Annotated in this window: 29 protein-coding genes; 17 read left to right on the top strand and 12 right to left on the bottom strand. The window is 63.6% G+C overall.

The genetic code is table 11. From position 1 onward, the window contains the following. The first annotated feature begins 3 nt into the window (after window positions 1-3). Both ctaD and AC1DDG_RS06950 read left to right on the top strand, forming a co-directional pair. Window positions 4-1731 carry an aa3-type cytochrome oxidase subunit I gene (ctaD, locus tag AC1DDG_RS06955; protein WP_230119434.1) on the top strand — a complete coding sequence of 576 codons (1728 nt, stop codon included), beginning with the start codon at window positions 4-6 and terminating at the stop codon, window positions 1729-1731. Beyond that, complete coding sequence (locus tag AC1DDG_RS06950; RefSeq protein ID WP_230119433.1) at window positions 1728-2129, top strand: cytochrome c oxidase subunit 4; 402 nt, start codon at window positions 1728-1730, stop codon at window positions 2127-2129. The genes ctaD and AC1DDG_RS06950 overlap by 4 nt, the downstream gene beginning before the upstream one ends. A gap of 88 nt (window positions 2130-2217) precedes the next feature. Here the strand turns inward: AC1DDG_RS06950 and AC1DDG_RS06945 are convergent, their stop codons facing one another. Next, window positions 2218-2520: an HPr family phosphocarrier protein gene (locus tag AC1DDG_RS06945; RefSeq protein ID WP_476875478.1), complete on the bottom strand. Its 303-nt coding sequence runs from the start codon at window positions 2518-2520 to the stop codon at window positions 2218-2220. A 163-nt stretch (window positions 2521-2683) separates the two neighbouring features. Between AC1DDG_RS06945 and AC1DDG_RS06940 the strand changes: the two genes are divergently transcribed. Next, window positions 2684-3475 (top strand): GntR family transcriptional regulator, encoded by a 792-nt coding sequence (locus AC1DDG_RS06940; RefSeq protein WP_476875477.1) that lies wholly within the window; start codon window positions 2684-2686, stop codon window positions 3473-3475. 146 nt (window positions 3476-3621) lie between these two features. Here AC1DDG_RS06940 and qcrB read toward each other — a convergent pair whose 3' ends face one another. The 4 genes from qcrB to ctaE all read right to left on the bottom strand — a co-directional run bounded on the left by qcrB (window position 3622) and on the right by ctaE (window position 7956). Further along, complete coding sequence (qcrB, locus tag AC1DDG_RS06935) at window positions 3622-5292, bottom strand: cytochrome bc1 complex cytochrome b subunit (protein WP_476875476.1); 1671 nt, start codon at window positions 5290-5292, stop codon at window positions 3622-3624. Then, the gene (gene qcrA / locus AC1DDG_RS06930) at window positions 5270-6340 is read right to left on the bottom strand and encodes a cytochrome bc1 complex Rieske iron-sulfur subunit (protein WP_230119429.1); all 1071 of its coding nucleotides are present in this window, start codon (window positions 6338-6340) and stop codon (window positions 5270-5272) included. The genes qcrB and qcrA overlap by 23 nt, the downstream gene beginning before the upstream one ends. A gap of 101 nt (window positions 6341-6441) precedes the next feature. Next, window positions 6442-7230, bottom strand: a complete 789-nt coding sequence (qcrC, locus tag AC1DDG_RS06925; RefSeq protein ID WP_230119428.1) for a cytochrome bc1 complex diheme cytochrome c subunit — start codon at window positions 7228-7230, stop codon at window positions 6442-6444. An 87-nt stretch (window positions 7231-7317) separates the two neighbouring features. Next, window positions 7318-7956, bottom strand: a complete 639-nt coding sequence (gene ctaE, locus AC1DDG_RS06920) for an aa3-type cytochrome oxidase subunit III (protein WP_230119427.1) — start codon at window positions 7954-7956, stop codon at window positions 7318-7320. Between the two features lie 148 nt (window positions 7957-8104). Between ctaE and trpD the strand changes: the two genes are divergently transcribed. Beyond that, window positions 8105-9163 (top strand): anthranilate phosphoribosyltransferase, encoded by a 1059-nt coding sequence (gene trpD / locus AC1DDG_RS06915; RefSeq protein WP_476875475.1) that lies wholly within the window; start codon window positions 8105-8107, stop codon window positions 9161-9163. A gap of 80 nt (window positions 9164-9243) precedes the next feature. Here trpD and AC1DDG_RS06910 read toward each other — a convergent pair whose 3' ends face one another. Both AC1DDG_RS06910 and AC1DDG_RS06905 read right to left on the bottom strand, forming a co-directional pair. After that, a complete protein-coding gene (locus AC1DDG_RS06910; RefSeq protein ID WP_230119425.1) occupies window positions 9244-9525 on the bottom strand; it encodes an Lrp/AsnC family transcriptional regulator in 282 nt (93 codons plus the stop codon). A 71-nt stretch (window positions 9526-9596) separates the two neighbouring features. Further along, entirely contained in the window at window positions 9597-10013 is a 417-nt protein-coding gene (locus tag AC1DDG_RS06905) for a DUF3054 domain-containing protein (RefSeq protein WP_476875474.1), read from the bottom strand. 100 nt (window positions 10014-10113) lie between these two features. On the opposite strand from AC1DDG_RS06905, the gene AC1DDG_RS06900 reads away from it, so the two are divergent. After that, the gene (locus AC1DDG_RS06900; protein ID WP_476875473.1) at window positions 10114-10512 is read left to right on the top strand and encodes a VOC family protein; all 399 of its coding nucleotides are present in this window, start codon (window positions 10114-10116) and stop codon (window positions 10510-10512) included. 4 nt (window positions 10513-10516) lie between these two features. On the opposite strand, the gene AC1DDG_RS06895 is transcribed toward AC1DDG_RS06900, so the two are convergent. Both AC1DDG_RS06895 and AC1DDG_RS06890 read right to left on the bottom strand, forming a co-directional pair. After that, window positions 10517-11404 carry a universal stress protein gene (locus AC1DDG_RS06895; RefSeq protein WP_476875472.1) on the bottom strand — a complete coding sequence of 296 codons (888 nt, stop codon included), beginning with the start codon at window positions 11402-11404 and terminating at the stop codon, window positions 10517-10519. Next, window positions 11397-11906: a universal stress protein gene (locus AC1DDG_RS06890; RefSeq protein WP_476875471.1), complete on the bottom strand. Its 510-nt coding sequence runs from the start codon at window positions 11904-11906 to the stop codon at window positions 11397-11399. The genes AC1DDG_RS06895 and AC1DDG_RS06890 overlap by 8 nt, the downstream gene beginning before the upstream one ends. 364 nt (window positions 11907-12270) lie before the next feature. On the opposite strand from AC1DDG_RS06890, the gene AC1DDG_RS06885 reads away from it, so the two are divergent. The 3 genes from AC1DDG_RS06885 to AC1DDG_RS06875 all read left to right on the top strand — a co-directional run bounded on the left by AC1DDG_RS06885 (window position 12271) and on the right by AC1DDG_RS06875 (window position 13958). Continuing rightward, window positions 12271-12825 carry an isochorismatase family protein gene (locus tag AC1DDG_RS06885; RefSeq protein ID WP_476875470.1) on the top strand — a complete coding sequence of 185 codons (555 nt, stop codon included), beginning with the start codon at window positions 12271-12273 and terminating at the stop codon, window positions 12823-12825. Window positions 12826-13287: 462 nt separating this feature from the next. Then, window positions 13288-13491: a helix-turn-helix domain-containing protein gene (locus AC1DDG_RS06880; RefSeq protein WP_476875469.1), complete on the top strand. Its 204-nt coding sequence runs from the start codon at window positions 13288-13290 to the stop codon at window positions 13489-13491. A gap of 8 nt (window positions 13492-13499) precedes the next feature. Then, a complete protein-coding gene (locus AC1DDG_RS06875) occupies window positions 13500-13958 on the top strand; it encodes a Clp protease N-terminal domain-containing protein (protein WP_476875468.1) in 459 nt (152 codons plus the stop codon). A 25-nt stretch (window positions 13959-13983) separates the two neighbouring features. Here the strand turns inward: AC1DDG_RS06875 and AC1DDG_RS06870 are convergent, their stop codons facing one another. Further along, the gene (locus tag AC1DDG_RS06870) at window positions 13984-14415 is read right to left on the bottom strand and encodes a DUF6596 domain-containing protein (RefSeq protein WP_476875670.1); all 432 of its coding nucleotides are present in this window, start codon (window positions 14413-14415) and stop codon (window positions 13984-13986) included. Window positions 14416-14500: 85 nt separating this feature from the next. Between AC1DDG_RS06870 and AC1DDG_RS06865 the strand changes: the two genes are divergently transcribed. Continuing rightward, window positions 14501-14803 carry a DUF4193 domain-containing protein gene (locus tag AC1DDG_RS06865; RefSeq protein ID WP_230119415.1) on the top strand — a complete coding sequence of 101 codons (303 nt, stop codon included), beginning with the start codon at window positions 14501-14503 and terminating at the stop codon, window positions 14801-14803. A 408-nt stretch (window positions 14804-15211) separates the two neighbouring features. Here the strand turns inward: AC1DDG_RS06865 and AC1DDG_RS06860 are convergent, their stop codons facing one another. After that, entirely contained in the window at window positions 15212-15457 is a 246-nt protein-coding gene (locus tag AC1DDG_RS06860) for a hypothetical protein (protein WP_476875467.1), read from the bottom strand. Window positions 15458-15596: 139 nt separating this feature from the next. Then, entirely contained in the window at window positions 15597-16511 is a 915-nt protein-coding gene (locus AC1DDG_RS06855) for a sugar phosphate isomerase/epimerase family protein (RefSeq protein ID WP_476875466.1), read from the bottom strand. A 247-nt stretch (window positions 16512-16758) separates the two neighbouring features. Here AC1DDG_RS06855 and AC1DDG_RS06850 point away from each other — a divergent pair, with 247 nt between their 5' ends. The 8 genes from AC1DDG_RS06850 (at window position 16759) to AC1DDG_RS06815 (ending at window position 26286) form a co-directional block, all read left to right on the top strand. Next, window positions 16759-17751 (top strand): substrate-binding domain-containing protein, encoded by a 993-nt coding sequence (locus AC1DDG_RS06850; protein ID WP_476875465.1) that lies wholly within the window; start codon window positions 16759-16761, stop codon window positions 17749-17751. Window positions 17752-17821: 70 nt separating this feature from the next. Continuing rightward, a complete protein-coding gene (locus AC1DDG_RS06845) occupies window positions 17822-18871 on the top strand; it encodes an ABC transporter permease (protein WP_476875464.1) in 1050 nt (349 codons plus the stop codon). Between the two features lie 12 nt (window positions 18872-18883). Then, window positions 18884-19810, top strand: coding sequence for an ATP-binding cassette domain-containing protein (locus AC1DDG_RS06840; RefSeq protein ID WP_476875463.1), 927 nt, complete (start codon window positions 18884-18886; stop codon window positions 19808-19810). Between the two features lie 31 nt (window positions 19811-19841). Then, a complete protein-coding gene (locus tag AC1DDG_RS06835) occupies window positions 19842-21272 on the top strand; it encodes an aldehyde dehydrogenase family protein (RefSeq protein WP_476875462.1) in 1431 nt (476 codons plus the stop codon). A 25-nt stretch (window positions 21273-21297) separates the two neighbouring features. After that, entirely contained in the window at window positions 21298-23247 is a 1950-nt protein-coding gene (gene iolD / locus AC1DDG_RS06830) for a 3D-(3,5/4)-trihydroxycyclohexane-1,2-dione acylhydrolase (decyclizing) (protein ID WP_476875461.1), read from the top strand. Then, on the top strand, window positions 23244-24017 hold the full coding sequence (locus tag AC1DDG_RS06825) for an HpcH/HpaI aldolase family protein (RefSeq protein WP_476875460.1): 774 nt from the start codon (window positions 23244-23246) through the stop codon (window positions 24015-24017). Before iolD ends, AC1DDG_RS06825 begins: the two co-directional genes overlap by 4 nt. A 26-nt stretch (window positions 24018-24043) precedes the next feature. Continuing rightward, entirely contained in the window at window positions 24044-25255 is a 1212-nt protein-coding gene (locus AC1DDG_RS06820) for a Gfo/Idh/MocA family protein (RefSeq protein WP_476875459.1), read from the top strand. A gap of 2 nt (window positions 25256-25257) precedes the next feature. Beyond that, the gene (locus AC1DDG_RS06815) at window positions 25258-26286 is read left to right on the top strand and encodes a LacI family DNA-binding transcriptional regulator (RefSeq protein WP_476875458.1); all 1029 of its coding nucleotides are present in this window, start codon (window positions 25258-25260) and stop codon (window positions 26284-26286) included. The last annotated feature ends 17 nt before the right edge of the window (window positions 26287-26303 follow it).

Below are 26303 nucleotides of genomic sequence, written 5' to 3'. Positions count from 1 at the left end.
GACGTGGCTACTTATACCCAATCCGCACCTGTCGGGACCCTCGAGGCTCCCGTAGTTCCGAAATCCAAGGGACGAATCGTCGTCAACTGGATCACCTCCACTGACCACAAGACCATCGGGTACATGTACCTGATCGCGTCCTTCGTGTTCTTCTGCTTCGGCGGCGTGATGGCGCTGCTGATCCGTGCCGAGCTGTTTGAGCCGGGCATGCAGATCCTGCAGACAAAGGAGCAGTACAACCAGCTGTTCACGATGCACGGCACCGTCATGCTGCTAATGTTCGCCACCCCGCTGTTTGCCGGGTTCGCGAACGTCATCATGCCCCTGCAGATCGGCGCCCCAGACGTCGCGTTCCCGCGACTGAACGCGCTGGCCTTCTGGTTCTTCCTGTTCGGCTCCACCATCGCCGTCTCCGGCTTCATCACCCCGCAGGGCGCGGCGTCCTTCGGCTGGTTCGCGTACGCACCGCTGTCCAACACCACGTTCAGCCCCGGCATCGGCGGGGACCTCTGGGTGTTCGGCCTGGCGCTGTCCGGTTTCGGCACCATCCTTGGCGCGGTCAACTTCATCACCACCATCATCTGCATGCGCGCCCCGGGCATGACCATGTGGCGCATGCCGATCTTCACCTGGAACACGCTGGTTACGGCGATCCTGGTTCTGATGGCGTTCCCGCCGCTGGCCGCAGCACTGTTCGCCCTCGGCGCCGACCGCCGGTTCGGTGCGCACATCTTCGATCCGGACAACGGCGGGGCCGTTCTGTGGCAGCACCTGTTCTGGTTCTTCGGCCATCCCGAGGTGTACATCATCGCGCTGCCGTTCTTCGGCATCGTCTCCGAGATCTTCCCGGTGTTCAGCCGCAAGCCGATCTTCGGCTACAAGGGCCTGGTCTACGCCACGATCGCCATCGCTGCACTCTCCGTGACCGTGTGGGCGCACCACATGTACGTCACCGGCTCGGTTCTGCTGCCGTTCTTCTCCTTCATGACCATGCTCATCGCGGTACCCACGGGCGTGAAGTTCTTCAACTGGATCGGCACCATGTGGCGCGGATCGATCACCTTTGAGACCCCCATGCTGTGGAGCATCGGCTTCCTCATCACGTTCCTCTTCGGCGGCCTCACCGGCATCATCCTGGCCTCGCCGCCGCTGGACTTCCACGTCTCGGACTCCTACTTCGTGGTGGCGCACTTCCACTACGTGGTGTTCGGCACCGTGGTGTTCGCGATGTTCGCCGGCTTCTACTTCTGGTGGCCGAAGTGGACAGGGAAGATGCTGAACGAACGGCTCGGCAAGATCCACTTCTGGATGCTGTTCCTCGGCTTCCACGGCACGTTCCTGATCCAGCACTGGCTCGGCGTCGAAGGCATGCCCCGGCGCTATGCGGACTACATGCCGCAGGACAACTTCACCTGGATGAACCAGTTCTCCACCATTTCCTCGTTCGTGCTCGGTGCGTCGCTGATCCCGTTCTTCTGGAACGTCTACATCACCGCCCGCAGTAACGAAAAAGTCATGGTCGATGACCCGTGGGGATTCGGCGCATCACTGGAGTGGGCGACGTCCTGCCCGCCGCCGCGGCACAACTTCACGTCCCTGCCGCGCATCCGCTCGGAGCGTCCGGCACTGGACCTGCACCACCCTGAGCTCTCCCAGTCACACACCATTGAGTCACCGGCACCGGCAGCAGCTGTGCTCGGTAACGCCGACCAGAAGGACACCGCGCAGTGAAGATCGAATCTTGGATTTTTGGAGCCGGAGTCTTCTTCTTCGTACCGGTGTCCCTGATTTACGGTTTCCTCACCAACTGGTCTGAGTGGGTAGGCATCCTGGGCATTCTCCTTGTGGGTGGCCTTGCCGGCATGATCGGCGCCTACCTAGGATTCACGGGCAAGCGTGTTGGCATGCGCCCCGAGGACCGCAGCGATGCCGAGATCCACGAGGGCGCAGGCGAGCAGGGGCACTTCAGCCCCTGGAGCTGGTGGCCGCTCGTGCTCGGCCTGTCCTGTGCAACGGGCTTCCTGGGTCTGGCCGTAGGATTCTGGATGGTCTTCATCGCGGCCGGCATGGCCCTCGTGGCCCTTGTCGGCTGGGTCTACGAGTACAGCCGCGGCGACCACGCGCACTAGGTTCTGAAACGGGCTGTAAAGAAGCCCAGTATCGACGGCGGGCCCCACCTCTCGGTGGGGCCCGCCGTCGTTCGTTTTCATTTTGGCCCTACAAGAGCTCAGCGGTCTTCTGCGACTCAATCAGCCTGGCAAGTCCTGTGAGGGCGTCTTCGGCGTCGATGAGGCTGCGGCCTGCTGGCAGCGCGGATTCAGTCACTCCCAGTTCCACTTCGCAGCCACAGTCAAAGTCAGCTGTCATGACCTCCAGCAGCGAGCGGGCATCCACGGCGGCAATGCCGTCCTTCCGGATGGTCACCGGCAAACCGGTCTCCGTCACGGCCCGGACAAATACCGCGGCAGGGCGGGCATGCAGGCCAATGGCTGCTGAAACGATTGCCTTACGAACTGGCAACAGGACTCCTCTATTCGGACGGATGACGCCGTCGTCTTCTACGTTCGTCCTTAAGAATATCCGTACGGCAGGGCTCCGGGCAGCGCTGGTGGTGGCTGGTCTAGACCTGACGGCGGATGGGCTTAACCTTGAGATGTGAACATGCATCCCAGGAGCGGCGGTCATGGCCGCTAATGCCTCCGGCATCGCCGGTGAGATCGACAGAAAAAGCGGCATCCCTATCTACGTCCAGCTGAGGGAGATCCTCAGGACGTACATTGCCACGTCCTGCCCGCCAGGCTCCGGCCTCCCGTCGGAGCGCGACCTGGCCGAACGTTTCGGGCTTGCCCGGATGACCGTCCGGCAGGCCATTGATGCGCTTGTGGGCGAGGAAGTCATTGAGCGCGTCGTGGGACTGGGTACCTTCGTGCGCAAACCTAAACTCGACCTCCAGGTCAAGCTCACCTCCTACAGCGAGGAAATGCAGCGCCGCGGCATGGTGCCGGCCGCCAAGGTGCTCAGCTTTGAGCAGATTGCCGCCAGTGCCTTCCTCGCGCGCGAACTCCAGCTGGAGGAAGGCACGCCCCTGGTGCGCTTCCGGCGGCTTCTGCTGGCCGATAACGAGCCAATGAGCGTGGACGAGAACTTCATCCCGGCCCACCGCGTGCCCGGTCTCCTGGACGGCGAACCACCCACCTCGCTGTACAACGTTCTGAGCGAACAGTTCGGGCTGGTAATGGAGTGGGGCGAGGACATGATCGAGGCCACCGCCGCCTCGCCGTCCACCGCACGGCTGCTGAACGTCGAAATCGGGTCACCGCTGCTGAAAATCCAACGGCACGCGTTCGTTGCCCGGGCCATGGTGGACTATTCCGTGTCCTTTTACCGCGCCGACAGATACAAGCTCTGGGTGCCGCTGCAGCGTCCCGGAGTAAGGCCCACGCGCAACTACGCGTCCGGGTACCGCCAGCAATAGTCACGCCGCCCTTGCAGGGCCGCCCGGCAAGGCCCGCCGGAAGGGGACGGACGCAGCACCGCCAGCCCTGCCGCCGACCGCACCAGATGCAGAAAGGCCCGGTCCCAAGGGACCGGGCCTTTCACTGCCAACCGCAGGGATTGCTCCTAGTGGCTGAGTGTCTTCTGGCTCTCGCCTGCTTCGACGGCCTCGTGGTGGCCATGGCCGGCTTCCAGCTCAGCCGGTGTGGCCGGGACAACCCGGTCCTCGAAGAACCACTGCGAAAGCTTCGCGCGGCGCTTTTCCTTGCGGTCAACGACGCCGTGCTCGTTGGGCTGCGCGGGGAGCGGTGCCAGAGACTCGAAGCCGACCAGCTTGAACCGCTTGTACTCGTCGAGAGGAGCGTGGACTTCGATGAACTCACCGTGCGGCAGGCGCACAATACGTCCGGTTTCACGCCCGTGCAGGGCGATTTCCCGGTCCTTGCGCTGCAGCGCCAGGGCGACACGCTTCGTCACTGCGAATGCGATGAACGGGCCGACGAAGAACAGCGCCCGCAGCCAGTACGTGACGTCGTTCAGCGCGACGTGGAAGTGCGTGGCGATGAGGTCCGATCCGGCGGCAGCCCACATGACGCAGTACCAGGTGAAGCCCGCTACACCGATCGCGGTGCGCGTGGGAGCGTTCCGGGGACGGTCCAGCACGTGGTGCTCCCGGTTGTCCTTGGTGATCCAGCGCTCGATCCACGGGTAGGTGAACAGCACGGTGAAGATGATGCCTGCCGGAACAAGCGCAGGCAACAGGACGTTCAGGGTCAGCACGTGGCCGAAGATGATGTACTCGAAATGGAAGTTTCCGATGACACCAGGCATGAGACGCAGGGCACCGTCAACGAAGCCGATGTACCAGTCAGGCTGGGTGCCTGCGGACACGGGGGAGGGATCGTAGGGTCCGTAGTTCCAGATCGGGTTGATGGTGAAGAACCCGGCCATGAGCGCAATTACACCGAAGACGATGAAGAAGAATCCGCCGGCCTTCGCCGCGTAGACCGGGCCGAGGGGGTAGCCGACGACGTTGTGGTCGTTGCGTCCCGGGCCGGGGTACTGGGTGTGCTTGTGCACAACCACCATGAACAGGTGGATGACGATCATCAGCAGGATGAGCGCAGGCACCAGCAGAATGTGGAGCGTGTACAGGCGGCTGATGATGGCAGTTCCGGGGAACTCGCCGCCGAAGAGGAAGAAGGAGGTGTACGTGCCGATGACCGGGATGGACTTGATGACGCCGTCGATGATCCGCAGGCCGTTACCGGACAGCAGGTCATCGGGAAGCGAGTAACCGGTGAAGCCTGCAGCCATGGCCAGGATCAGCAGGACGCCGCCCACCACCCAGTTCATTTCACGGGGCTTGCGGAAGGCGCCGGTGAAAAACACACGGAGCATGTGCACGGCCACGGAGGCCACGAACAGCAGGGCCGCCCAGTGGTGGACCTGGCGCATGAAGAGGCCGCCGCGGACGTCGAACGAGATATCCAGCGAGGAACTGTAGGCGACAGACATTTCGACGTTCTTCAGCGGAGTGTAAGAACCGGCGTAGTGGGTCTCGGCCATGGAGGGGTCGAAGAAGAATGTCAGGAACGTTCCGGACAAGAGCAGGGTGACGAAGGAGTACAGCGCCACTTCGCCGAACATGAACGACCAGTGGTCCGGGAAGACCTTGCGGCCAAACTCACGGAGAATGCCTGAGCCGCCGACGCGTTCGTCGACAAAATCAGTAAACCGCCCGGTCTTGGTGGTGGCTACGTAGGCGGGGGCTTCAGCTCTTGATGCTGCGCTCATGCTCATCACGCTCCCAGTAACTTGGTCCTACAGGTTCGTTGAAGTCGCTCGTAGCGACCAGGTAGCCCTCGTCATCAACCGCGATGGGCAGCTGGGGGAGAGGACGGCTGGCCGGGCCAAAGATAACCTTGCATTCCTGGGTCAGGTCGAAGGTTGACTGGTGGCACGGGCACAGCAGGTGGTGCGTCTGCTGCTCATAGAGGGCAACGGGGCAGCCAACGTGGGTGCAGATCTTTGAGTAGGCGACGATGCCGTTGTAGCCCCAGTTCTCGCGGCCCGCAGAAGGGTTGAGGGCCGCGGGATCGAGACGCATGAGCAGGACGACGGCCTTGGCCTTCTCGTTCAGCTTGCCCTCGTGGAGCTCGTTCAGGCCTTCCGGGATGACGTGGAAGGCGGATCCGATGGTGACGTCCGACGCCTTGATGGGCGTGCCGTCGGGGTCGCGGGTGAGGCGCTTGAGCTTGCCTTCCTGCGGGGCCCACATCGTGTGCGACAGCTTGTCATCGGGCCGCGGGCCAAGATCACCGAACACGGCAAGCGCAGGCAGCGGTGCGAGAGCAACGGCGCCGAGCAGGGTGTTCCGGATCAGGGGACGGCGCTTGATGCCCGTCTCCTCCACGATGTCGTCAACAATGCGCACCGCGGCCTGGCGGTCGTCTTCGGTGCGGATCGCATGACGTTCCTCGGAGACCTCGTGGTCCGGCATGAGGGCCTTGGCCCAGTGGACAATGCCGGTGCCGATGCCGAGCATGGCAAAGGCTGTACCCACGCCGAGCAGTGCATTCTGCAGCCTGATGGTAGCAATCGAGGAGTCATCGCCCAGATCGATAGCGAAGTACGCCACCAGGAAGATCACGGTGCCTACGACCGATGCGCCGAAGAGAACGGCAACCTGCCGTTCTGCTCGCTTTGCGGCCTTCGGGTCCGTGTCAGCCAGGCGCAAACGGTGCGGGGGAATTCCAGGATCCTGGAATTTCTCCACCTCATTCTGACCAGCCGTAGCTACGGTGCCCGAGTGGTTCGGACTGCCGTCACTATGGTTGCCCATGATTCGCCTCATCCTTCTCTCGTCTCGGCAATGCCGAGTTAATGTTCAATTTCAAACCTGCTGAACGGTCAGCAGGACATTCTTGTTGTGATCTGCGCGTGCTAGGACGAGCGGGACGTCAGCCAGATGGTGAAGGCGATGATGACGCCGAGGCCGGCGATCCAGACGAACAGGCCTTCCGATACAGGGCCGAGGGCGCCAAGGTCGGCGCCGCCGGGCGAGCCGTTGGCCTCGATCTGCTTGAGGAACGTAATGACGTCCCGCTTGCCCTCAGGGGAGATGTTCGCGTCATTGAAGACCGGCATGTTCTGCGGCCCGGTGACCATTGCTTCGTAGATGTGCTTGCCCGAGACATCGGCGAGGGCCGGAGCGAACTTGCCGCGGGTCAGGGCGCCGCCTGCTGCAGCAGCGTTGTGGCACATCGCACAGTTCGTGCGGAACAGCTCGCCGCCCTTGGCGGCGTCACCCTTCTCGTCGAGGACGCCGGCTTCAGGGATGGAGGGGCCGGGGCCCAGTGAGGCGACGTATGCGGCGAGCTGGTGGGTCTGCTGTTCGTTGAACTGGCCGGGCTTCTTGTAGGCCTGGGGACCATTCATCTGCATGGGCATGCGGCCGGTGCCTACCTGAAAGTCAACGGCAGCAGCGCCGACACCTACCAGGGACGGGCCGGCCTGCGATCCGCTGGCACCCATGCCATGGCAGGTGGCGCAGTTGGCGGCGAAGAGCTTTCCGCCTTGCTCCGCATCACTGGCGCTGAACTCGGCGGTGCTGGCTTTTGCCTGGTTGACGGTGGTGGCAACGGCGTACAGCCCACCAGTGAGGAGGAGCCCCATCAACAGCAGCGCAATGGCTGCCAGTGGGTGACGTCGCTTCTGCGAGAGTGCCTTCACGTGGTGGTTCCTTTATTCGATCGTGCGTCGGCTCCAGGAGCCGCTTCTTGAAATTCTGTCTCTTGTGGAAGAAGAGCCATGTCCTGGCTACTTGAGGACATAGATGACCAGGAAGAGGCCAATCCAGACGACGTCCACAAAGTGCCAGTAGTACGAGGTGACAATCGCCGACGTCGCCTCAAAGTGACCAAACTTCTTCGCGGCGAAGGATCGGCCAATGATGAGGAGGAAGGCGATCAGGCCGCCGATGACGTGCATGCCGTGGAAGCCGGTGGTCATGTAGAAGGCCGAACCGTAAGCGTTGGTCGAAAGGGTCACGTGCTCCGAAACGAGCATCGCGTATTCCGTCGACTGGCCGGCCACGAAGAACGAGCCCATGAGGAACGTCAGGGTGAACCACTCGTTCATGCCCCAGTGGGTGAACTGCAGCGGACCGCCGCTGCGTCGCGGCTGGAGCCGTTCTGCGGCGAAGACGCCCATCTGGCAGGTAAAGGAACTTGCCACGAGGACGATCGTGTTAACAAGCGCAAAGGGGAAGTTGAGCTTGGCCGTCTCTTCAGCCCACATCTGTCCGGAAGTTGACCGGAGTGTGAAGTACATGGCAAAGAGACCGGCGAAGAACATCAACTCGCTGGACAGCCAAACTACGGTTCCGACAGAAACCATATTGGGGCGGTTCAGCGTGGGGTGCGCCGGGGTACTGGGGGCATGGGTCGCAGATGTCACATAGACATTATGTCTGTAAAACTCCGTCCTGCCCAACGCAAACCGCCTTTTCGGGGGACTTTTTCTACAAAGACGCGAAATCGCGCGGAAAAGTTCCCGGAGGGGTTCACATTGGTTTTTGGAACCTGCACCTCGATAGCATCAGGAGGTGACTTCACAGGTATCGGCACAGGCGGCAGGTAACACCTGGCCGCGGCTCATTTCCGCACTGATGGACGGCAAGGACCTGACTGCGGACAACACGGCCTGGGCCATGGACACCATCATGTCGGGTGAGGCGACGCCTGCACAGATCGCCGGATTCCTGGTGGCACTGCGTGCCAAAGGGGAGACGGTAGACGAGATTGCCGGCCTGGTGGAGGCCATGGTTGCCCATGCGAACCCCATTGCCATCTCCGGCGAGAAGCTCGACATCGTAGGCACGGGCGGCGACCAGCTGAACACAGTGAACATCTCCACCATGGCTGCGCTTGTCTGCGCCGGAGCCGGGGCGAAAGTGGTCAAGCACGGCAACCGCGCGGCATCGTCGTCGTCGGGTTCGGCTGATGTGCTGGAAGCCCTTGGTGTCCGGCTGGACCTGCCCATCGCGGATGTGGCACGCAACGCTGAAGAGGCCGGAATCACTTTCTGCTTTGCCCAGGTTTTCCATCCGTCGTTCCGCCACACCGCCGTTCCGCGCCGGGAACTCGCCATCCCGACGGCGTTCAACTTCCTCGGACCGCTGACTAACCCGGCGCGGGTGCAGGCCTCTGCCGTTGGAGTTGCCAACGCGCGGATGGCGCCGCTGGTGGCCGGGGTACTGGCCAAGCGCGGCAGCCGGGGGCTCGTCTTCCGGGGAAGCGACGGCCTGGACGAGCTGACCACAACCGGTCCGTCAACTGTCTGGGAAATTCGCGGCGGTGAGGTCACCGAGCAGCTTTTTTCGCCGGCGGAGCTCGGCATCCGTCAGGCGACTGTTGAGGAACTCCGCGGCGGAGACGCCCAGGCAAATGCCGCCGTCGTCCGCCAGGTGCTGGCCGGTGCAGCCGGTCCCGCGCGCGACGCCGTACTGCTCAATGCCGCCGCCGGCCTGGTGGCCTATGACCTGGAAGCCGCGGGGACTTTGACCGAGCGCATGCGCCGGGCCCTGCACCGCGCCGCCGAGTCCATCGATTCAGGATCCGCCGCAGCAGTCCTCGACAAATGGGTCAGCCTGACGCGGGCATAAGACATAGAAGCAAAGAAGTGGCCGGCACGGTTGTGCCGGCCGCTGCTTCTTAATCACGTAGGTCCTGGCGGGGTGAGCGGCTACTCCTCGAAGCCCAGCGCAAAGGCGGCGTCGAGGTCGTGCTGGGAATACGCCCGGAAGGCAATATGGGTGGTGGTGTGCACCACGGCGGGCACCTTGGACAGCTTGTCCGCAATGACGTCCGCAAGCTCATCGTGCTGTGACACGCGGGCAACGGCGATGAGATCCCACTCTCCAGTGACGGAGTAGACCTCGCTGATGCCCGGGATGGCAGAAATCTCCTCGGCCGTTTCGGGGATTCGCGAGGCGTCTGTCTTGATCAGGACGAAGGCGGTGATCACTGGTAGCCCTTCCGGATTGTTGTGCCGTGGCGGTGCCCGGCGGGTGCGTGCTGTGCTGCCAGCCTAGTACATCAGCCTTGCCTCCGTGATCTCTGCCACCGCAGAAATCCGGCGACAAGCAGGCGGTAGCCAAGGAGGAAAACTGCGAGGCTGATCAGCGCCACGATGACGAACGGCAGCACCACTGTCTGCCCGGTGAGGGCCCGCAATGCCATGCCGACGCCCACCGTTCCGAGCCAGACGGCAACGCCGGCCGGCCACAGTGCCAGCGGGCCGTGCCAGAGCCGCAGGAGGAGCCAGGCGAGTGCCGCGCCGGCGAGGAACGGCCATGCTGTAAGCAAAGCGCCTGCTACCACGTCACCCCGTGCGTGTGCGTCGCGGCCGATTGCGGCGAAGGTGATGATAAGCAGCGCGTCCGCGGTTGCCGCGAATGCGATGACGGCGGGGGCGGAGTGCCTGGTCTTGGTCAGGTCTTCTTTGGAACGCATGCCTTTGAGCCTAGCCGTTTCGCGCAAACGTGTTGCCCCGGCCGGTTCGATCGGTGACGATTGCGGACAGGAACGCGTAACACTTACGTATGGAGGATCAATGAGGCTCATACAGGTCGCGCAGCGCGCCGAGGACCTTGACCGGGCGGCTGCGTTCTACTCGGCGTTGCTCGGCACCGCGCCGCAGGCGGTCTTTGATCCGCCTGGCCTGCTCTTCTTCGACCTCGGTGGCGTCCGGCTTCTGCTCGAGAGGGGCGCGCCGCCGTCGTTGATCTATCTGGAGGTCCCCGATATCAGGGCGCTCATGCCCGAACTGGAGGCCAGGGGAGTGGAAGTGGTTGCTGCTCCGCAGGTGATCTTCAGCCACGGGGACTCAAGGCTTGGCCCGGCAGGAACCGACGAATGGATGGCCTTCATCAGGGACAGCGAAGGCAACACAGTGGGACTTGTCAGCCAGTTGCCAGGCAGCGGGGCGGCCGGCAAGGGAGAAGCCCGGTAGGGGTCTACGGCGGCGGCGCAGGCCCCTCCTTTGGCTCATCAGCGGCGTGCCGCGAAACAAACACCGGACACCTGGCGTGGTGGAGAACGGCGTGCGCTGTGGATCCGATGGTTCCTCTGATGAGACCGTGGCCCTTGCTTCCCACCACCAGAACGCTCGCATCCGTGGCCATTTTGAGCAGACCGCGCGGAACGGACGAGTCCAGTACGAGTTCGTCACTGACGTCCGAGCCGGGAGCCAGGGCCTGCGCCGTCTGAATAGCTGAATCGAGCAACGCCCGGGATGTACTCAGGCTTTCACCTGCGGCGCCACCTGGCTTCCCGACGCTGAAGTGGATTCTGCGCACATGAACCAGCACCAGCCCAACGCCGGCGGCGGAAGCCAGAGCGCAGGCATCCGCCAGGGCCCCCGTGTTGCCGGGATGCTCCACCCCGACGACCACAGGACCCCCGGGGTTGTCCTCAGACCGGATTACCGCGACCGGGCAGTTTGAAGTGGCAGCCAGTTCCAGGCTGACGGAGCCCACGAGAAGTCCCATGAACCCGCCGATGCCCCGGCTACCGATCACCAGCATTGTGGCCCCCGCCGCCGCCCTTCGCAGGTGCTCCGCGGGCCAGCCGTAGAGCAGGCTGGTACGGATCTTCACCTGCGCGGCGGCAGATGTTGCATGGTCGAGGCCCTCAGCAAGGACAGCCTCCGAATAGTGCTGCAGCCCGCTGTCTGGGATGCCTTCGACCGGACCAAGGTCATGCGTCAGGAGTGGCCACAGGGAACAATGCACGAGATGAAGCTCACAGTGGCGCAGGTCAGCCTGGTGTGCAGCCCAGCGCACGGCCCGGCCTGCTTCAACGGATCCGTCGTAGCCGACCACGATGCTCTGAGTGCTAGGCATCGTCTTGACCTGGAGGGATGGGGCCGGACGCCGGAGCCGGCTGAGCCAACAATCCCGGCGGCAGTTCCGTGCCATGCGCAATCAGCACCGAGCACTTTGCGTGTTCGGCCACAGTGGCGCTGACGGCGCCGAGCAGGAGGCCTTCAAATCCGCCGTGGCCGCGGCTGCCCAGGATAAGCAGTTGCGCACGACTGCTTTCCTCCACGAGCACCTTGGCGGCGGCTCCCTGCCTGATCATCACTTCAACAGCGACGGCGGCCTTTGAGCCCAGCGCCTCGGTAACGGTCTGCGCACAGACCTTCCGCGCTTCCTCATCCGGCTCCCAGACGACCGGCTCAAAGGTTCCGAAGGCAATGTGGAACTGCCAGGCGGCCACGGCGACGATCCTGGCCGAGAGCAAGGGTGCGAGAGCGGATGCCCAGCGCAAAGCCAGGATGGATGAAGGACTCCCGTCGACCCCGACGACAATTGCGGCTTTAGGCTGGCCCTCCGGCGGGTTCATGATGCCGAGGCTACACACCTTCACGGCGTGCGCACAGACCGGCAGACAAAATCATCAGGTCGCTTCGATCACTTCTATCAGCTTCTGGAGCGGGGCAACCTCAGACTCGAGCGAGGAAGGAGTAGACCTCATGTGCGGGTCGGTTGATGGTGATCTCGTTCTCGGCGTGAGCCATCGTGTTCCTGTCGGATGAGCTTTCATTTTTGTAACGCTCGCCACAGGCGGCGCTGTAGTTCATGACCTTACGGGACAGCTGGTTCCGATGTGTTGGCCGCGCATGAAACGGGGGAGCAGTAGCGATCCGCGGCGGACCGGCCTAGCATAATTCGCGTGGCAGGAGCCGCCCGACTACTAGGAGATCGCCATGACAACGCTGTCAGGTCGCCCAAACACCGCGCTGATGGTCCTCGACGTCCAGGTGGGCGTTGTGGCCGAGGCCCACCATCGCGACGCGGTAGTCGCCAACATCGGCACGCTCATAGACAAGGCCCGCCAGGAGGGCGTCACGATCGTGTGGCTCCAGCATTCGGACGAGCACCTGGCGAAGGGGAGTGATGCCTGGGAGTGCGTTCCTGAACTGGTCCGCCGAGATTCGGAACCGTTGGTGCACAAGACGTTCAGCGACTCCTTCGAGGACACCGACCTGGAGGAAGTGTTGTCCAAGGCTGGGGTCGGCCGCCTGGTCGTGGCCGGAGCGCAGACGGATGAATGCATCCGGTCCACGATCCACGGCGCCCTCGTGCGTGGCTATGACGTGACGCTGGTCGGTGACGCGCACACTACGGAGGACCAGAGCGCCTGGGGCGCTCCGCCGCCGGACCAGGTCATCGCACACACGAATCTTTACTGGAAGTATCAGACGGCGCCCGGCCGCACCGCCGGCGTCACTGAGACGCAGGATGTGACGTTCAGCCGCTGAACCGACTTCGCAGCCGTGGACCCGAGACCATACGCTGCCGGCGATGGCATCCGCGGCGGCGACAACGGCGGTGTTCAGCTGGCCTGAGTAGGAAAGCACGCTGATTCCCAGAGGGATGTTGCCCTGCACCACACCGATCTGGAACAGCTCGCGCACCTGGCCGCCCGGCGAAGTAAACAGGCGCCGGTGAGCCCGGCGGGTTGCCCAGCAGAAGATTCACCAGCCGCTGGTGAAACATCGAACGGACCATCCATCGCTGCAGGAGGCGGCCGCCCGGTTGGTAGGGCGAATGCGGGCGCTGGGAGTTGGCGAAATCAGATGACATGGGGCCGGGAGCCGGTGGGTCCTTCAGAGCTGTGGCGTTGATGCAGACCGTGAAGGTCCCAGGCTGCGGTTAGGAAGATCGGCGAGCGCTTGTCAGTCTGAGTTGACAACTGCCGCTTGTCAATCCAGACTGACAGCATGAATGCTGATCAACTGTCCGCTCATATTCATTCAGTGGACCCGGCCGTTGGACTACGCGCCGTCGGCGCCCTTCGTCGCTTGGCAGAACAGGTCGAAGCCGTTCAGGTAAGAGCTGCCCGACAACAGGGGTGGACCTGGGAGCAAATCGGTGACGCCTTGGGCGTCTCGCGGCAGTCAGTACACGCCAAATACCGAGAGTGAGATGAACCATGTTTGAACGGTTTGCCGACGAAGCCCGCCGGATCGTTGGCTTTGCGATGGAGGAAGCCCGTTCCAGCGGCGACAAGCGACTGGGCACGGATCACCTGGTGCTGGGAGCGCTTCAGTTCTCCGGCCCGGCCGGCATTCTTGGGGTTACGCTCGATGACGCAAGGGCCGCGGCTTTAAAGCTTGACCAAGCCGCACTCGCGTCAATCGGAATAGACGCCCGGGGCTTTGAGCGGGCAATTACGCCTGGCCGAGGAAAGAAGCCACCTTTCAGCTCGGGTGCGCGGTCGGTCATGGAGGGCATGCTTCGGTACGCCGTCGAGCAGAAGTCACGACAGATCACCACTGCGAATCTTCTGTTGGCACTTCTGGACCGCGAAGAACATGATCCTGCGGCCGCGCTCCTTAGCGAATTGGGCGTCGACAAAGCCGAGGTCCGGCGCAGGGTCCTTTCCTCCTGATCCCGAGCTGGTTCGGTGCCATCGATCATTCGTAGGCAAGCACGCCGAAGGCGACTGGCCACACACGGCACGGGGGAGAGATCTCCGTGTTTCCTATTCGGCGATCTCGGATCAAGACCCTAGTTGGTCGCGGCGACGGGTCGAGGTTGACCAGCTGGTCATAGAGGGCGACGACCTGTGACCAGTCCGTCTCGCGTATGTCGCGGGCGGAGGTGTGCACGGCGTTAATCGCTGCGAGGATCTGGGAGGCACCCGGAGGGGTCCCGGTGGCCAGGCGCTCGCGCACCAGGCGATGGCCTTCGGCTACGAGCGCCGAGTCCCATGCTTCCCGGTCCTGCTCGTCAAGGGTGACGAGTTCGCCAGTGGCCGATATCCGGGTGGTGCGGCGGGCCTCGGTGAGGAGCATCAGGGCCAGCAGCCCGGCCACTTCGCCGTCCTCCGGCATGAGGGTGCGGATCAGGGGAACAATGGCGCAGTGGTATACGTTGCAGTCTCGTCAGACAAGTACGTCATAGAAAACGTCAGAAATGAGAATCACTTAAGTGGCAACCGATTACGACGAAGTCCGTTCCGACGTCAAGGAATCTCAGGACCGTTCTCTGGAGGCATTGCAGTCCGCGAATGCCCCGGATGCCCGCAGCGTCGTCAGCGAACTGGATGAAGCCGATGCATTGGACGAGGGCCTGACCCCGGGGGGAGAGATTGTCGCCGAGGAGCTCATCGTTCAGGTCATTCCGCAGGCCGCGGACGAGTTCACCTGCTACTCCTGTTTCCTGGTCCGGCACCGGTCCCAACTCGCGCGCGAGAGCAACGGGCACTCATACTGCATCGAGTGCGAAGGCTAAAGGCTGTGGTTCGCTGGGAGGACATAGCACGAAGGAAGAGTCTGAGACGAAGCCCAGCCCGAAAATGGTGTCGTTCAGCCAGGAACTCGACGCTTTAACGACTGTTGCACAGGAGCAGAGGGCTCTATGGCCGGAGGTTGGGATATCCCGTTGACTGCACCGAGAGCTCAGGCCGCGGGCAAGGCCCGCCCTCCTGATGCTAGCTTGACGTAACAAGATCGGAATGCGGCGTGGCCGGGACCCCATCCAGGTCACACCTCGTCGACTCTGTGGCCTGGTTACCTACCAGCACGTCATACAGGCTGTGGACGCTTCGGAAGTCACATGGCCCTGCGCGGCAACCTAGGCCTTTGAGCAGACGTTGGAGGGCTTGTCGACGACGAATCCTTAGTAGCAGGGTTCTCCTCGTTACTGCGGCTGGAGGCCCTTCGTGACCTTGTAGTGGAAGCCTGTGCGGTCCTCCGCTGCCCACACCTCATAGAACTCGGCCTTCTCGAACAGCCTACGGTCCTCAGCAGGAGGACGCAGCCAGAGGATGGTCCCGTCGTTGGTGACGGCATCAACGTAGCCGCTACAGACGGGACTACCCTGCTGTCGAATCTCGATGCTGGCTCCGGTGAGGAGAGTCCAGTCGGTGATGCGTCTAAGTTCCACGGGGTCAGTTGTCCTTTCGGAATGTAGGGGATTGATGTCCCCTGGCTGTCAGCGCACGCGGTCTGCGCCGGTGGAGGAGTTAGGCAATTTCGCGGGCTGCTCTGCACGCTCCAGCTGAATTTTCCCTGGTCGGACTGGGTTACTTCGCCGCCGTTTCGACTTTCTGAGAGGGATTTCCCCTGTGTGCGGTCTGGTCCGTTGGAAAGCAGGCCAGTGCCGTCGCATGGGCGTGCTGCAGTGCTTCCAGAACGGGAAGTGCGCGGTGTTCTTCCGACAGGATTTCCACGCCCCATGGGCCTTCGAAGCCCAGGGATTTCATTGTCCTGATAAACCCGGTGACATCCTGGTCACCTTGTCCGCACAGGCGGCGGTTGTCGCGGGTGTCTTCGAAAAGGGAACCCCTGATTTCCGCATCCGCGTCATTGAGCTCCACCCCGAAGATCTGTTTCGCCTCGAGGCTGCTGGACAGCTCTGCGAGGGTCGTTCCGGCACGGAAGACGTGCCAGTAGTCGACGACTAACCCGCACCCGGGCATATCGACCTTTCGGATCAGATCCGCTGCCGCAGGAATTCGTCCGACCATCGAGAACGGCATGGGTTCTAGGGCAATGCGCGTACCCCGGAGCGCGGCTTCGGCAGTCAGGCGCCGGAGGGGGTCCACGAGGAAGTCGAGGTCATCCAAGGGTTCGCCAATGGAAGTTCCGACCTTGATGAAGCGGGCGCCGAGTGTCTCTGCGGCATCGAGGAGGAGGTCGAACTGGGGCCGCCACCGGTGGGTGAGGCTCTCGTCCCACCAGTCGGTGAGGAGTTCAACTTCGACATAGCGGAGGCCAGCGGCGTCGATCAGGCCCCGAAGGGCCGGAAAGCCCAGTGTTGAGTGTGCTGCGGCCAGGTCGTCGTGAGCGAGCCCAAAACCTGACCAACCTGTGGAAGCCATCGCTTCCAGCCGGTCCGCGATTGGAACGGGGCTTGTCTCCGGGATTTGCAGGGGCGCTACGTCGCCGGCGCTGGTCCAGCAGGATGCGACAAGTTCCAGGGCAGAGGTCTTGGCCATCGTTCTCCTTTGAAACAAATGAGGGCCGCCGCCCGATCCGATGTGTGCGTTCTAGTATGTAACCACAAACTGTTGGAACGGTCTATTGACTTCTGCAACCCTTGCATTCTAGAGTTGGACCGTTCCACTGAGAGATGTGGATCACATCCGTTCACACAGCGACGGCCTCCCTTTTCCCTCCGTGCCGCGGCATGAGGCATAAGCGATCCCGAGGCCGAAAAATGGCACGAATCAAAGGAGATTTCACGTGGCAAAGTTCACTTGGCGTCGGGGCGTTATGGCTCTCGCCGTCGTCCCGCTTCTGACGTTGGCGGCATGCTCAAGCGGTGGCGGCAAGACCGAAACGGCATCTACGGGAGGCGGCGGCCAGGTTGCGGACACCGCGCGCATCAAGGTCGCGATGATCACGCACGCCGCTGCCGGCGACACGTTCTGGGACATCGTGCGAAAGGGAGCCGAGACCGCCGCGAAGAAGGACAACGTCGACCTCCTGTACAGCGGTGACGCTGAGGGCGGGCGGCAGGCGCAGCTGGTGCAGCAGGCCATCGACCAGAAAGTCGACGGTATCCTCGTTACTCTGGCGAAACCGGACGCGCTCAAGGACGTTGTAAAGAAAGCGGTGGACGCCGGGATTCCGGTGGTGAGCTTCAACGCCGGTGAAGATCAGTCCAAGGTGATGGGTGCAATGACCCACTTTGGGCAGAGCGATAAGCTCGCCGGTGTCACTGTCGGAAAGCGGCTTGCCTCTGAAGGCATCAAGCACCCGATCTGCGTGGTTCAGGAGCAGGGCCACGTCGGCCTTGAGAATCGCTGCGCCGGTATCAAAGAGAACGTCCCCGGCGCGGAGATCCTCAACGTAAATGGCGCCGACATGACGTCCGTCTCCTCCACGGTGACCGCTAAGCTGCAGGCCACCCCCGATGCGGACGCCATCGTCGGCCTGGGCGCCCCGTTCACGTTGACCATTGTCAAGGCTGTCAAGGAGACCGGAAGCAAGGTAAAGGTTGCATCCTTTGACCTCAACGGTGATCTGGCCAAGGCCATCGTGGACGGGAGTGTCGAATTCACCGTGGACCAGCAGCCATACCTTCAGGGCTACGGCGCGGTGGACGCCATCTGGCTGAACAAAGTCGGCGGTTTCAAGGTCGGCGGGGGGCAGCAGGTCTACACCGGCCCGGCCGTCGTGGACAAGACCAACGCAGCGGACGTCTCAAAATTCGCGCAGGCCGGCATCCGCTAGGTCACAGGATACCTGGCTGCGGGAAAACCGGTCCTGGTTCTCCCGCAGCCAGAACAACAAGGAGTTTTGTATGACACAGACGTTAGCAAAGCCGGCACCGCTGGTCGCGGATGAGCGGATTGGGCGCCGGAGCCCGCTTCAAAATCTGCTGGGACGCCCGGAAGTTGGCGCCCTGGTGGGTGCCGTTGTCCTGTTCGTTTTCTTCTCACTCGTATCTACTACTTTTATCCAGCCGAACGCTTTTGCCACGGTCCTGTATGGCAGTTCCACGATCGGGATCATGGCTGTGGGGGTGTCGTTGCTTATGATCGGCGGCGAGTTTGACCTTTCCACTGGCGTGGCTGTGATCAGCTCGGCGCTGACCGCGTCGATGTTCAGCTGGTTCTTCAGCGTGAACGTCTGGGTGGGCGTGGCCTTGGCGCTGGCCATGTCCCTGGCCATCGGTTTCATCAACGGCTGGATCCTGATGAAGACCAAGCTGCCCAGCTTTATCGTCACGCTGGCGACCTTCCTGATGCTCACAGGCCTGAACCTGGGCCTGACCCGTCTGATCGGCGGCGGGGTCTCCTCCCCTTCCATATCCGCCATGGACGGTTACAAGTCCGCGCAGGCCGTTTTCTCCTCCTCCGTGAACATAGGGGGTGTTGACGTGAAGAACACCGTCTTTATCTGGATCGCTCTGGTGGCTGTCGCGTCCTGGGTATTGCTGCGCACCAAAGTGGGCAACTGGATCTTCGCCGTTGGCGGGGACGAGAACGCGGCCCGTGCTGTGGGTGTTCCTGTCAAAGCCACAAAGATCGGCCTGTTTATGGGCGTTGGCTTCTGCGGCTGGATTCTGGGCATGCACAACCTCTTCGCCTTTGACGCGGTGCAGTCCGGTGAAGGCGTGGGCAATGAGTTCCTCTACATCATCGCGGCTGTCATCGGCGGGTGCCTCCTCACCGGTGGCTATGGTTCGGCAGTGGGCGGCGCGATCGGTGCTTTCATCTTTGGCATGGCCAACAAGGGCATCGTTTACGCGCAGTGGAACCCGGACTGGTTCAAGTTCTTCCTGGGCCTGATGCTGCTGCTGGCCACCATCGTCAACCTCATCGTCAAGCGCCGCGCAGAGCTCAAGTAAGGGGCGGAACACATGAATGCCAAACTGATCGACCAACAGACCCTGCTCAAGAATGAAAAAGACCCCCTCACCCACACCCCTGTCCACCTGCTCTCCCTTGAAGGCGTAGGCAAGCACTACGGCAACATCGTGGCGCTCAGCGACGTCACCATGGCTGTCGACAACGGCCGTGTAACCTGCGTTCTGGGCGACAACGGCGCAGGCAAGTCAACCCTGATCAAGATCATCGCCGGCCTGCACCAGCACGACGCCGGGATCCTCGACATCATGGGCGAGGAACGGAAGTTCAGCTCCCCCCGCGACGCCCTCGACGCCGGCATCGCGACCGTGTACCAGGACCTCGCCGTGGTGCCCCTGATGCCGATCTGGCGCAACTTCTTCCTCGGCTCCGAGCTGACGTCCGGCTTCGGCCCGTTCAAGAGCCTCGATGTCCAGCAGATGAAGGACATCACCAAGCATGAACTCGCCGAGATGGGCATCGACCTGCGCGACGTGGAACAGCCCATCGGCCAGCTCTCCGGCGGTGAACGCCAGTGCGTGGCCATCGCCCGTGCCGTGTACTTCGGCGCCAAGGTCCTGATCCTGGACGAACCGACGGCCGCCCTGGGCGTGAAGCAGTCCGGCGTAGTCCTGCGCTACATCCTCCAGGCCCGCGACCGCGGCCTCGGAGTAACCTTCATCACCCACAACCCGCACCACGCCTTCCCCGTCGGAGACCGGTTCCTGCTGCTCAAGCGCGGCAAGTCGATCGGCTACTACGACAAAAAAGACATCACCCTCGACGAACTGACGGCGCAGATGGCCGGCGGCGCCGAGCTCGCCGAACTCGCCCACGAACTCGAACAGCTCGGCGGCCACAACGAGGCCCTCAAAGAAGTCCAAGCCGAGGTCGCGGACGTCGCTGACGCAGCACACGAAAGCACCACCAAGCGCCACTGAGCGCAACCGTTTACAACCAGATGGAGCAACCATGCACATGCTAATCGCCGGAACATGGCGCGGTGCCGCCGACGGCAGGACCGAGGACGTCCGGTCACCCTTTGACGGCCGGATCATTGATACGGTTCCGGTCGCGACGGTCGAGGACGCCCAGGCCGCCGTGGACCGGGCCGAGATCGGCGCCCACCTGCAGCGGTCCACGCCGGCACACGTGCGTGTGGACATCCTCTTGCGCGCGGCTGCCCTGGCCGACGAGCGTGCCGAGGACATTGCCCAGGCCATCAGCGCGGAAACCGGGAAACCCATCACGGAGGCCAGGGGCGAAGCCAGCAGGTCGGGAAACATCATCCGCCTCGCCGCCTACGAGGGAAGCCAGCTTTACGGTTCGACTCTTCCGCTGGATGCCAACGCGGGTACCGGGCTGGACAAGATCGGCTTCACCCTGCGGCAGCCCGTGGGCATCGTGGTTGCCATCACACCGTTCAACTACCCCGCGTTGCTGGTGCTGCACAAAATTGCGCCGGCATTGGCTGCAGGTAATGCCGTGGTGCTGAAGCCAGCCCGAGCGACGCCGCTGACCGCGTTGAAGCTGGCGGAGTGCTTCGTCGACGCCGGCCTCCCGCCGGAGGCGCTGTCCGTGCTGACCGGACCCGGCAGCACCCTGGGCGATGTGCTCGTTACCGATCCCCGGGTACGGAAAGTCTCCTTCACCGGATCCACCGCCACAGGCACACGGATCAGTTCCATCGCGGGGGTCAAGAAACTGTCCCTGGAACTTGGCGCCTCATGCCCCGTGATCATCCTTCCGGACGCCGACCTTGAACTGGCTTCCAGCGCCGTGGCAGCAGGCGGCTTCATCAACGCCGGGCAGGTCTGCATCTCAGTGCAGCGGGTCATCGTGGACCGCCGCGTCGAAGCAGATTTCCTGGACGCCCTCGTGCCCAAGGTGGAGGCCATCGCTGTCGGCAACCCGAAGGAAGCCGACACCCGGCTCGGGTCTTTGATCTCCGAAGAGGAAGCGATCCGCGTCCACTCCTCGATCGGCGAAGCCCGGCACTCCGGCGCCAAAGTGCTCACCGGCGGGGACCGCGACGGCGCCGTCGTCACCCCGGCCGTTATTGCCGGCGTCGACCCCCGCTCCCCACTGAGCCGCAACGAACTGTTCGGACCCGCCGTCGCCGTTTCCTCCGCGACGGACATCGAATCAGCCATCGCCATGGCCAACGATAACGACTACGGTCTCGGCGCCGGCATCTTCACCAGCGACGTCGCCGGCAGCATCCGGGCCATGCGCCAGATCGACGCCGGCAACATCCACATCAACTGGACTCCGCTGTGGCGGGCCGACCTGATGCCCTACGGAGGACTCAAAGGCAGCGGCATCGGCAAGGAAGGCGTCCGTTCCGCAGTGAATGAAATGACCGAGGAAAAAACGGTCATCCTGCACGGACGCCCCTGGTAAACCCACCACCTACTGGAATAAGGCAATGACCACTAACTCACAGACCATCAGGCTCACTACAGCCCAGGCCCTCATCAAATACCTGTCGGTCCAGCACTCCGTTGCGGACGGCGTCAGGCGCCGCCTGGTCCCGGCCGCTCTGGGAATCTTCGGGCACGGCAACGTCGCCGGCCTCGGCCAGGCCTTTGACGAACTGGCCGATGACATGCCCTTCATCCAGGGCCGCCACGAACAATACATGGCCCACATTTCGACGGCGTTTGCCAAGGCGAGCCGCCGCCAGGCCGTCCTCGCCGTGACCGCATCCATCGGTCCGGGCGCCCTCAACCTCGTGACCGCCGCCGGACTGGCAACCGTCAACAGGCTTCCGCTGCTCCTCCTGCCCGGTGACACTTACGCAACGCGGCACCAGGGCCCGGTCCTGCAGCAGCTTGAACACCCTATCGAGGCTGACGCCACGGTGAACGACGCCTTCCGGCCCGTCTCCCGCTTCTTCGACAGGATCACCCGCCCGGAGCAGCTCCTGACCGCACTGCCGCAGGCCATGCGGGTACTGACCAGCCCCACCGATACCGGTGCCGTGGTCATTTCGCTGCCCCAGGATGTGCAGTCCCACGCGTACGATTTCCCGGCCGAATTCTTCGAACCCCGCGACTGGAAGATCCGCCGGCCGCTGCCGGACCCGGAAGAGGTCGACGACGTCGCCCGGCTTCTCCGCTCGGCGAAGCGCCCGGTGATCATCGCCGGCGGCGGTATCCACTACTCGGACGCCCACGCTGCACTTGAAGCGCTGGCCGGTCAGGTCGGAATTCCCGTGGTGGAGACCTTCGGCGGCAAGGGCGCCGTGACCAAGGATGAATGGTGGCAGGTGGGCGGTGTGGGCCTGGAAGGCAACTTTGCCTCCAATACCCTCGTCAAGCAGGCTGATTTGGTCCTGAACGTCGGCACCCGGCTCACCGACTTTGCCACCGGTTCACAGTCCATCTTCGAGAACCCGGACGTCCGTTTCGCCTCCCTGAACATTGTGGACGCCGACGCCCGCAAGCAGGGCGCCACCGGGATTCTCGCCGACGCACGCCTGGGACTTGAAGCCCTCGCCCAGGCGCTGGAGGGCTACAGCACCAGCGAAGCCTGGCAGGATACGGTCCAGACCGAGAAGGCCGGCTGGGCACCCATCCGGTCCAAGTGGCTCGACGCCGACACCGCGTATAACCCGGAAGACCACCCGGATGCGCCCGTCACCGGGGCCCTGCTGACCCAGCCTCAGCTGATTGGAATCATGCAGGAACACGCACGCTCCGGTGACACGGTCATCGCCGCTGCCGGCGGGGCTCCTGGCGACCTGCAGAAGGTCTGGGACGCCACCGGCAACCGGCACTGCCACCTGGAATTCGGGTTCTCTTGCATGGGATACGAAATCGCCGCCGGCATGGGCGTCCGCCTGGCCGAAGGCAACAATGACAACCGTGTGGTCACGTTCATCGGCGACGGTACGTTCCTGATGGCACCCACGGAGATCCTCACCGCGGCGCAGGAGGGGCTCAACGTCACCATCATCGTGTCCGAAAACCACGGCTATCAGGTCATCCACCGCCTGCAGATGAACCGCACCGGCAAGGAATTCGGCAATGAGTTCCGCTACCGCACCACCGGTGGCAGCGTCGCAGCCGCTGACGCCCCCAAGGCCCGGCTCGACGGCGACTACCTCAAGGTGGACCTGCGGCAGATCGCCGAAGGCCTCGGCGCTCTGGCCCTCCGCGCCACGTCGGCGGCCGAGGTCCGGGAGGCATTGTCCTCGACCCGGGACACCCAGGGTCCGGTGGTCATCGTGGTACCCACGGTGCCCCACGTTGACCTGCCCGGCGGCGACGTCTGGTGGGACGTTGCCCCGGCGGAAGTCTCCGAACAGGAATGGGTGCGCACACTCCGCACCGACTACGAGAAGGCACGCGGCAGCCAGCGGTGGTTCGGATGAGCCACGGACCACTGAACGCAGGCCAGCTGCGCCGGCGTCTTTCCGAGGGCGACGTCACGATCGGCACCTTCGTCGGACTGTCATCAGCGACGGCGGCCGAAGTCTGCGCCGCGGCCGGAGCCGACTGGATCCTGATCGACCTCGAACACGGAGCCGGCGGTGAAGAAGCCGTCCGGGACGGCGTAATCGCTGCCGGAAGCTACGGCGTCCCCACCATCGTCCGGGTCGAATCCGGAGACCGCATCCGCATCGGCCGCGTCCTGGACCAGGGCGCTGCCGGAATCATGGTTCCACGGCTGGACACGGTTGACCAGGCCGCGGAATCGGTCAGGCACATGCTGTATCCGCCCAAAGGGGACCGCGGCGTGGCCACCTACAACCGCTCCTGCCGCTGGGGCATGGACCGCCGAACGCTCACCGAACCGGACCAGGAAACCCTGGGAGTTATCCAGATCGAAACCCTCGAGGCACTGGAGTCCGTCGAAGACATCGCCGCCCAGGACGGCGTCGACGTCGTCTTCGTCGGACCCCTGGATCTCTCCTACGCCCTCGGGGTCCCGCTGCAGCTGGACAGCAACGTGTTCCAGGAGGCCCTGCAGCGCGTCGTAGCCGCGGCGCAGCTGCACAACAAAGCGGCCGGAATACTCGCCGTGGACGGCATGGGAGCAGCCAAATATGTCCGCCAGGGCTTCCGGTTCGTGGCCATCGGCTCGGACTCCACCATCATGGCGGCGGCGTTCCGCGACGCCTTCGACACCGCCCGCAACTGACCAACAACCAAAAGAAAGACAAGAACGTGAACGCAGAATCTCGCACCATCGGCGTCGGCCTCATCAGCGTCGGATGGATGGGAAAGCTCCACTCCCGGGCCTACCAAACCGTCCCCTACGCCTACCCGGAGCTTGGCCTGAAGACCAAGCTCGTCATCGCAGCCGACACGGCCCCCGGCCGCGTGGACTATGCCCGCGACGTCCTCGGCTTCGCGGAAGGCACCACCGACTACCACGACGTCCTGAACCACCCCGACGTGGACGTCGTCTCCATCTGCGCCCCCAACTTCCTCCACGCTGAAATCGGCATCGCCGCCGCCAAAGCCGGCAAGCACTTCTGGATCGAAAAGCCCGTCGGACGCGGCTACCAGGAAACCGCCGCCGTGCAGGAAGCCGCCGTGGATGCCGGCGTCGTCACGTCCATCGGCTACAACTACCGCCACGCCCCGGCAGTGGAGCACGCACGGAAATTGATTGCTGACGGCCGCCTCGGCCGGATCACCAACGTCCGGGCGGTATTCTTCTCCGGCTACGCCTCCGAGCCCAACGGCGCCCTGTCCTGGCGCTTCGACCGGAAACTCGCCGGCACCGGCGTCCTGGCCGACCTGTTCAGCCACGCCACCGACCTGTGCCAGTATGTAGTCGGACCCATCGCCGAGGTAACCGCGCTGACCAGCACCGTCTACACGCAGCGGCCCAAGCTCGCCATGGGATCCGGCACGCATTTCGCAGTGATTGAAAACGGTGACATGGGGGAGGTCGAAAATGAAGACTACGCAGCAGCGCTGGTCCGCTTCGGCCCGTCCGCGGTCGGCGCAGGAGCCGTCGGCACCATCGAGTCCTCCCGCGTCGCAGTGGGCCCAGAATGCGGTTACCAGATTGAGGTCTACGGCACCGAAGGCTCCCTCAAATGGGACTTTGAGCGCATGAACGAACTCAAGGTCTGCCTGGGACGCAACAACGAGGAGCAGGGCTACACCACCGTGAACGCCAGCCCGCGCCACGGCGACTATGCCTACTTCCAGCCCGGACCCGGCAACAGCATGGGTTTTGACGACCTCAAGGTGATCGAGGCGAAGAAGTTCCTCGTCGCCGTCGCCGGCGGAGCCCAGGACAACTCCAACATCCACGATGCCGCCTCCGCCGCCGCGATCGTCAGTGCCGCCGAAGCATCCTCACTCTCCGGCCAATGGCAGAAGATCGAGGAAATCCACGGCACCACGGCAGCGCGGGTGTAGCGATGACCACTGCATCCGCCCGTCGGCCCACGATCAAGGACGTCGCTGAACGCGCCGGCGTATCCAAGTCCTTGGTTTCCCTCGTCCTGCGCGACTCACCGCGCGTCAGCGACGAACGCCGACAGCGGGTGCTCAAGGTTGTTGAGGAGATGGGCTTCGAGCTGAACCTCGCGGCCCGCTCCCTGGCAACCCGGGACAACGGAACCATCGGCGTCCTGGTCAGCGACATGCACAACCCGTGGGCGTTTGACGTGGCCGACGCCGCCCGGACCGTTCTGGAAGAGGCCGGACACACCGTCCTCTTCAGCGCGGTCACGGCGGCCGGCAGGGGAGTGGACCAGTCCATCCTCCAGGCTTTCAGGGACCTGCGCGTGGCGGGCCTGCTTGTGGTGGGAACTGTCCCCGACAAGGCGCCGTTCAACCGGGCTGTGTCCGGCGGGGCCGTGGTCTTTGCCGGCGGCGGACCGGACTACATCGACACCGCCGATGTGGTCCGCAGCGATGATGCCCTCGGCATGAGCTTGGTTGTTGAGCACCTGATCGCCCAGGGGCACGAGAACATCGCGCATCTGGGCGGGCTTGGCGGCTCGGTGGGCCGGGCCCGCGTGGACGGATATTCCGCAGCCATGGAAGAACACGGGCTGGCCCGCCACATCCACGTCGTCGACGCGGACTTCTTCCAGGAGTCCGGCTACGTGGCCGCCCAGCGGGCGCTGGGCTCCTCGCGGTCCAGGCACCAGCGTCCCACGGCGCTGGCGTGCATCAACGACCTCGCCGCCTTCGGCGCGATGACTGCTGCCGATGAACGCGGCGTCGAAGTCGCCATCACCGGATACGACAACATCGCACTGGGTGCCATGCCACGCCTTGGTCTGACCACCGTTGACCCGGACAGCTCCGGCATCGGCGTCGCCGGGGCGAAAACGCTCCTGCAGCGCATCCAGGACCGCGACTCAGACGGCGGCGGCTTCGTCCACCAGCCCATCGTCCCTGAACTGGTCATACGCAAGTCCAGCCTGCTCGGCCTCTAAACACCTTCACTCCCATA

Source organism: Arthrobacter sp. 10L430 (assembly GCF_056395245.1).
The sequence above is the reverse complement of the archived record's forward strand: the minus strand, read 5'-3'. Positions and strand labels throughout refer to the sequence as shown.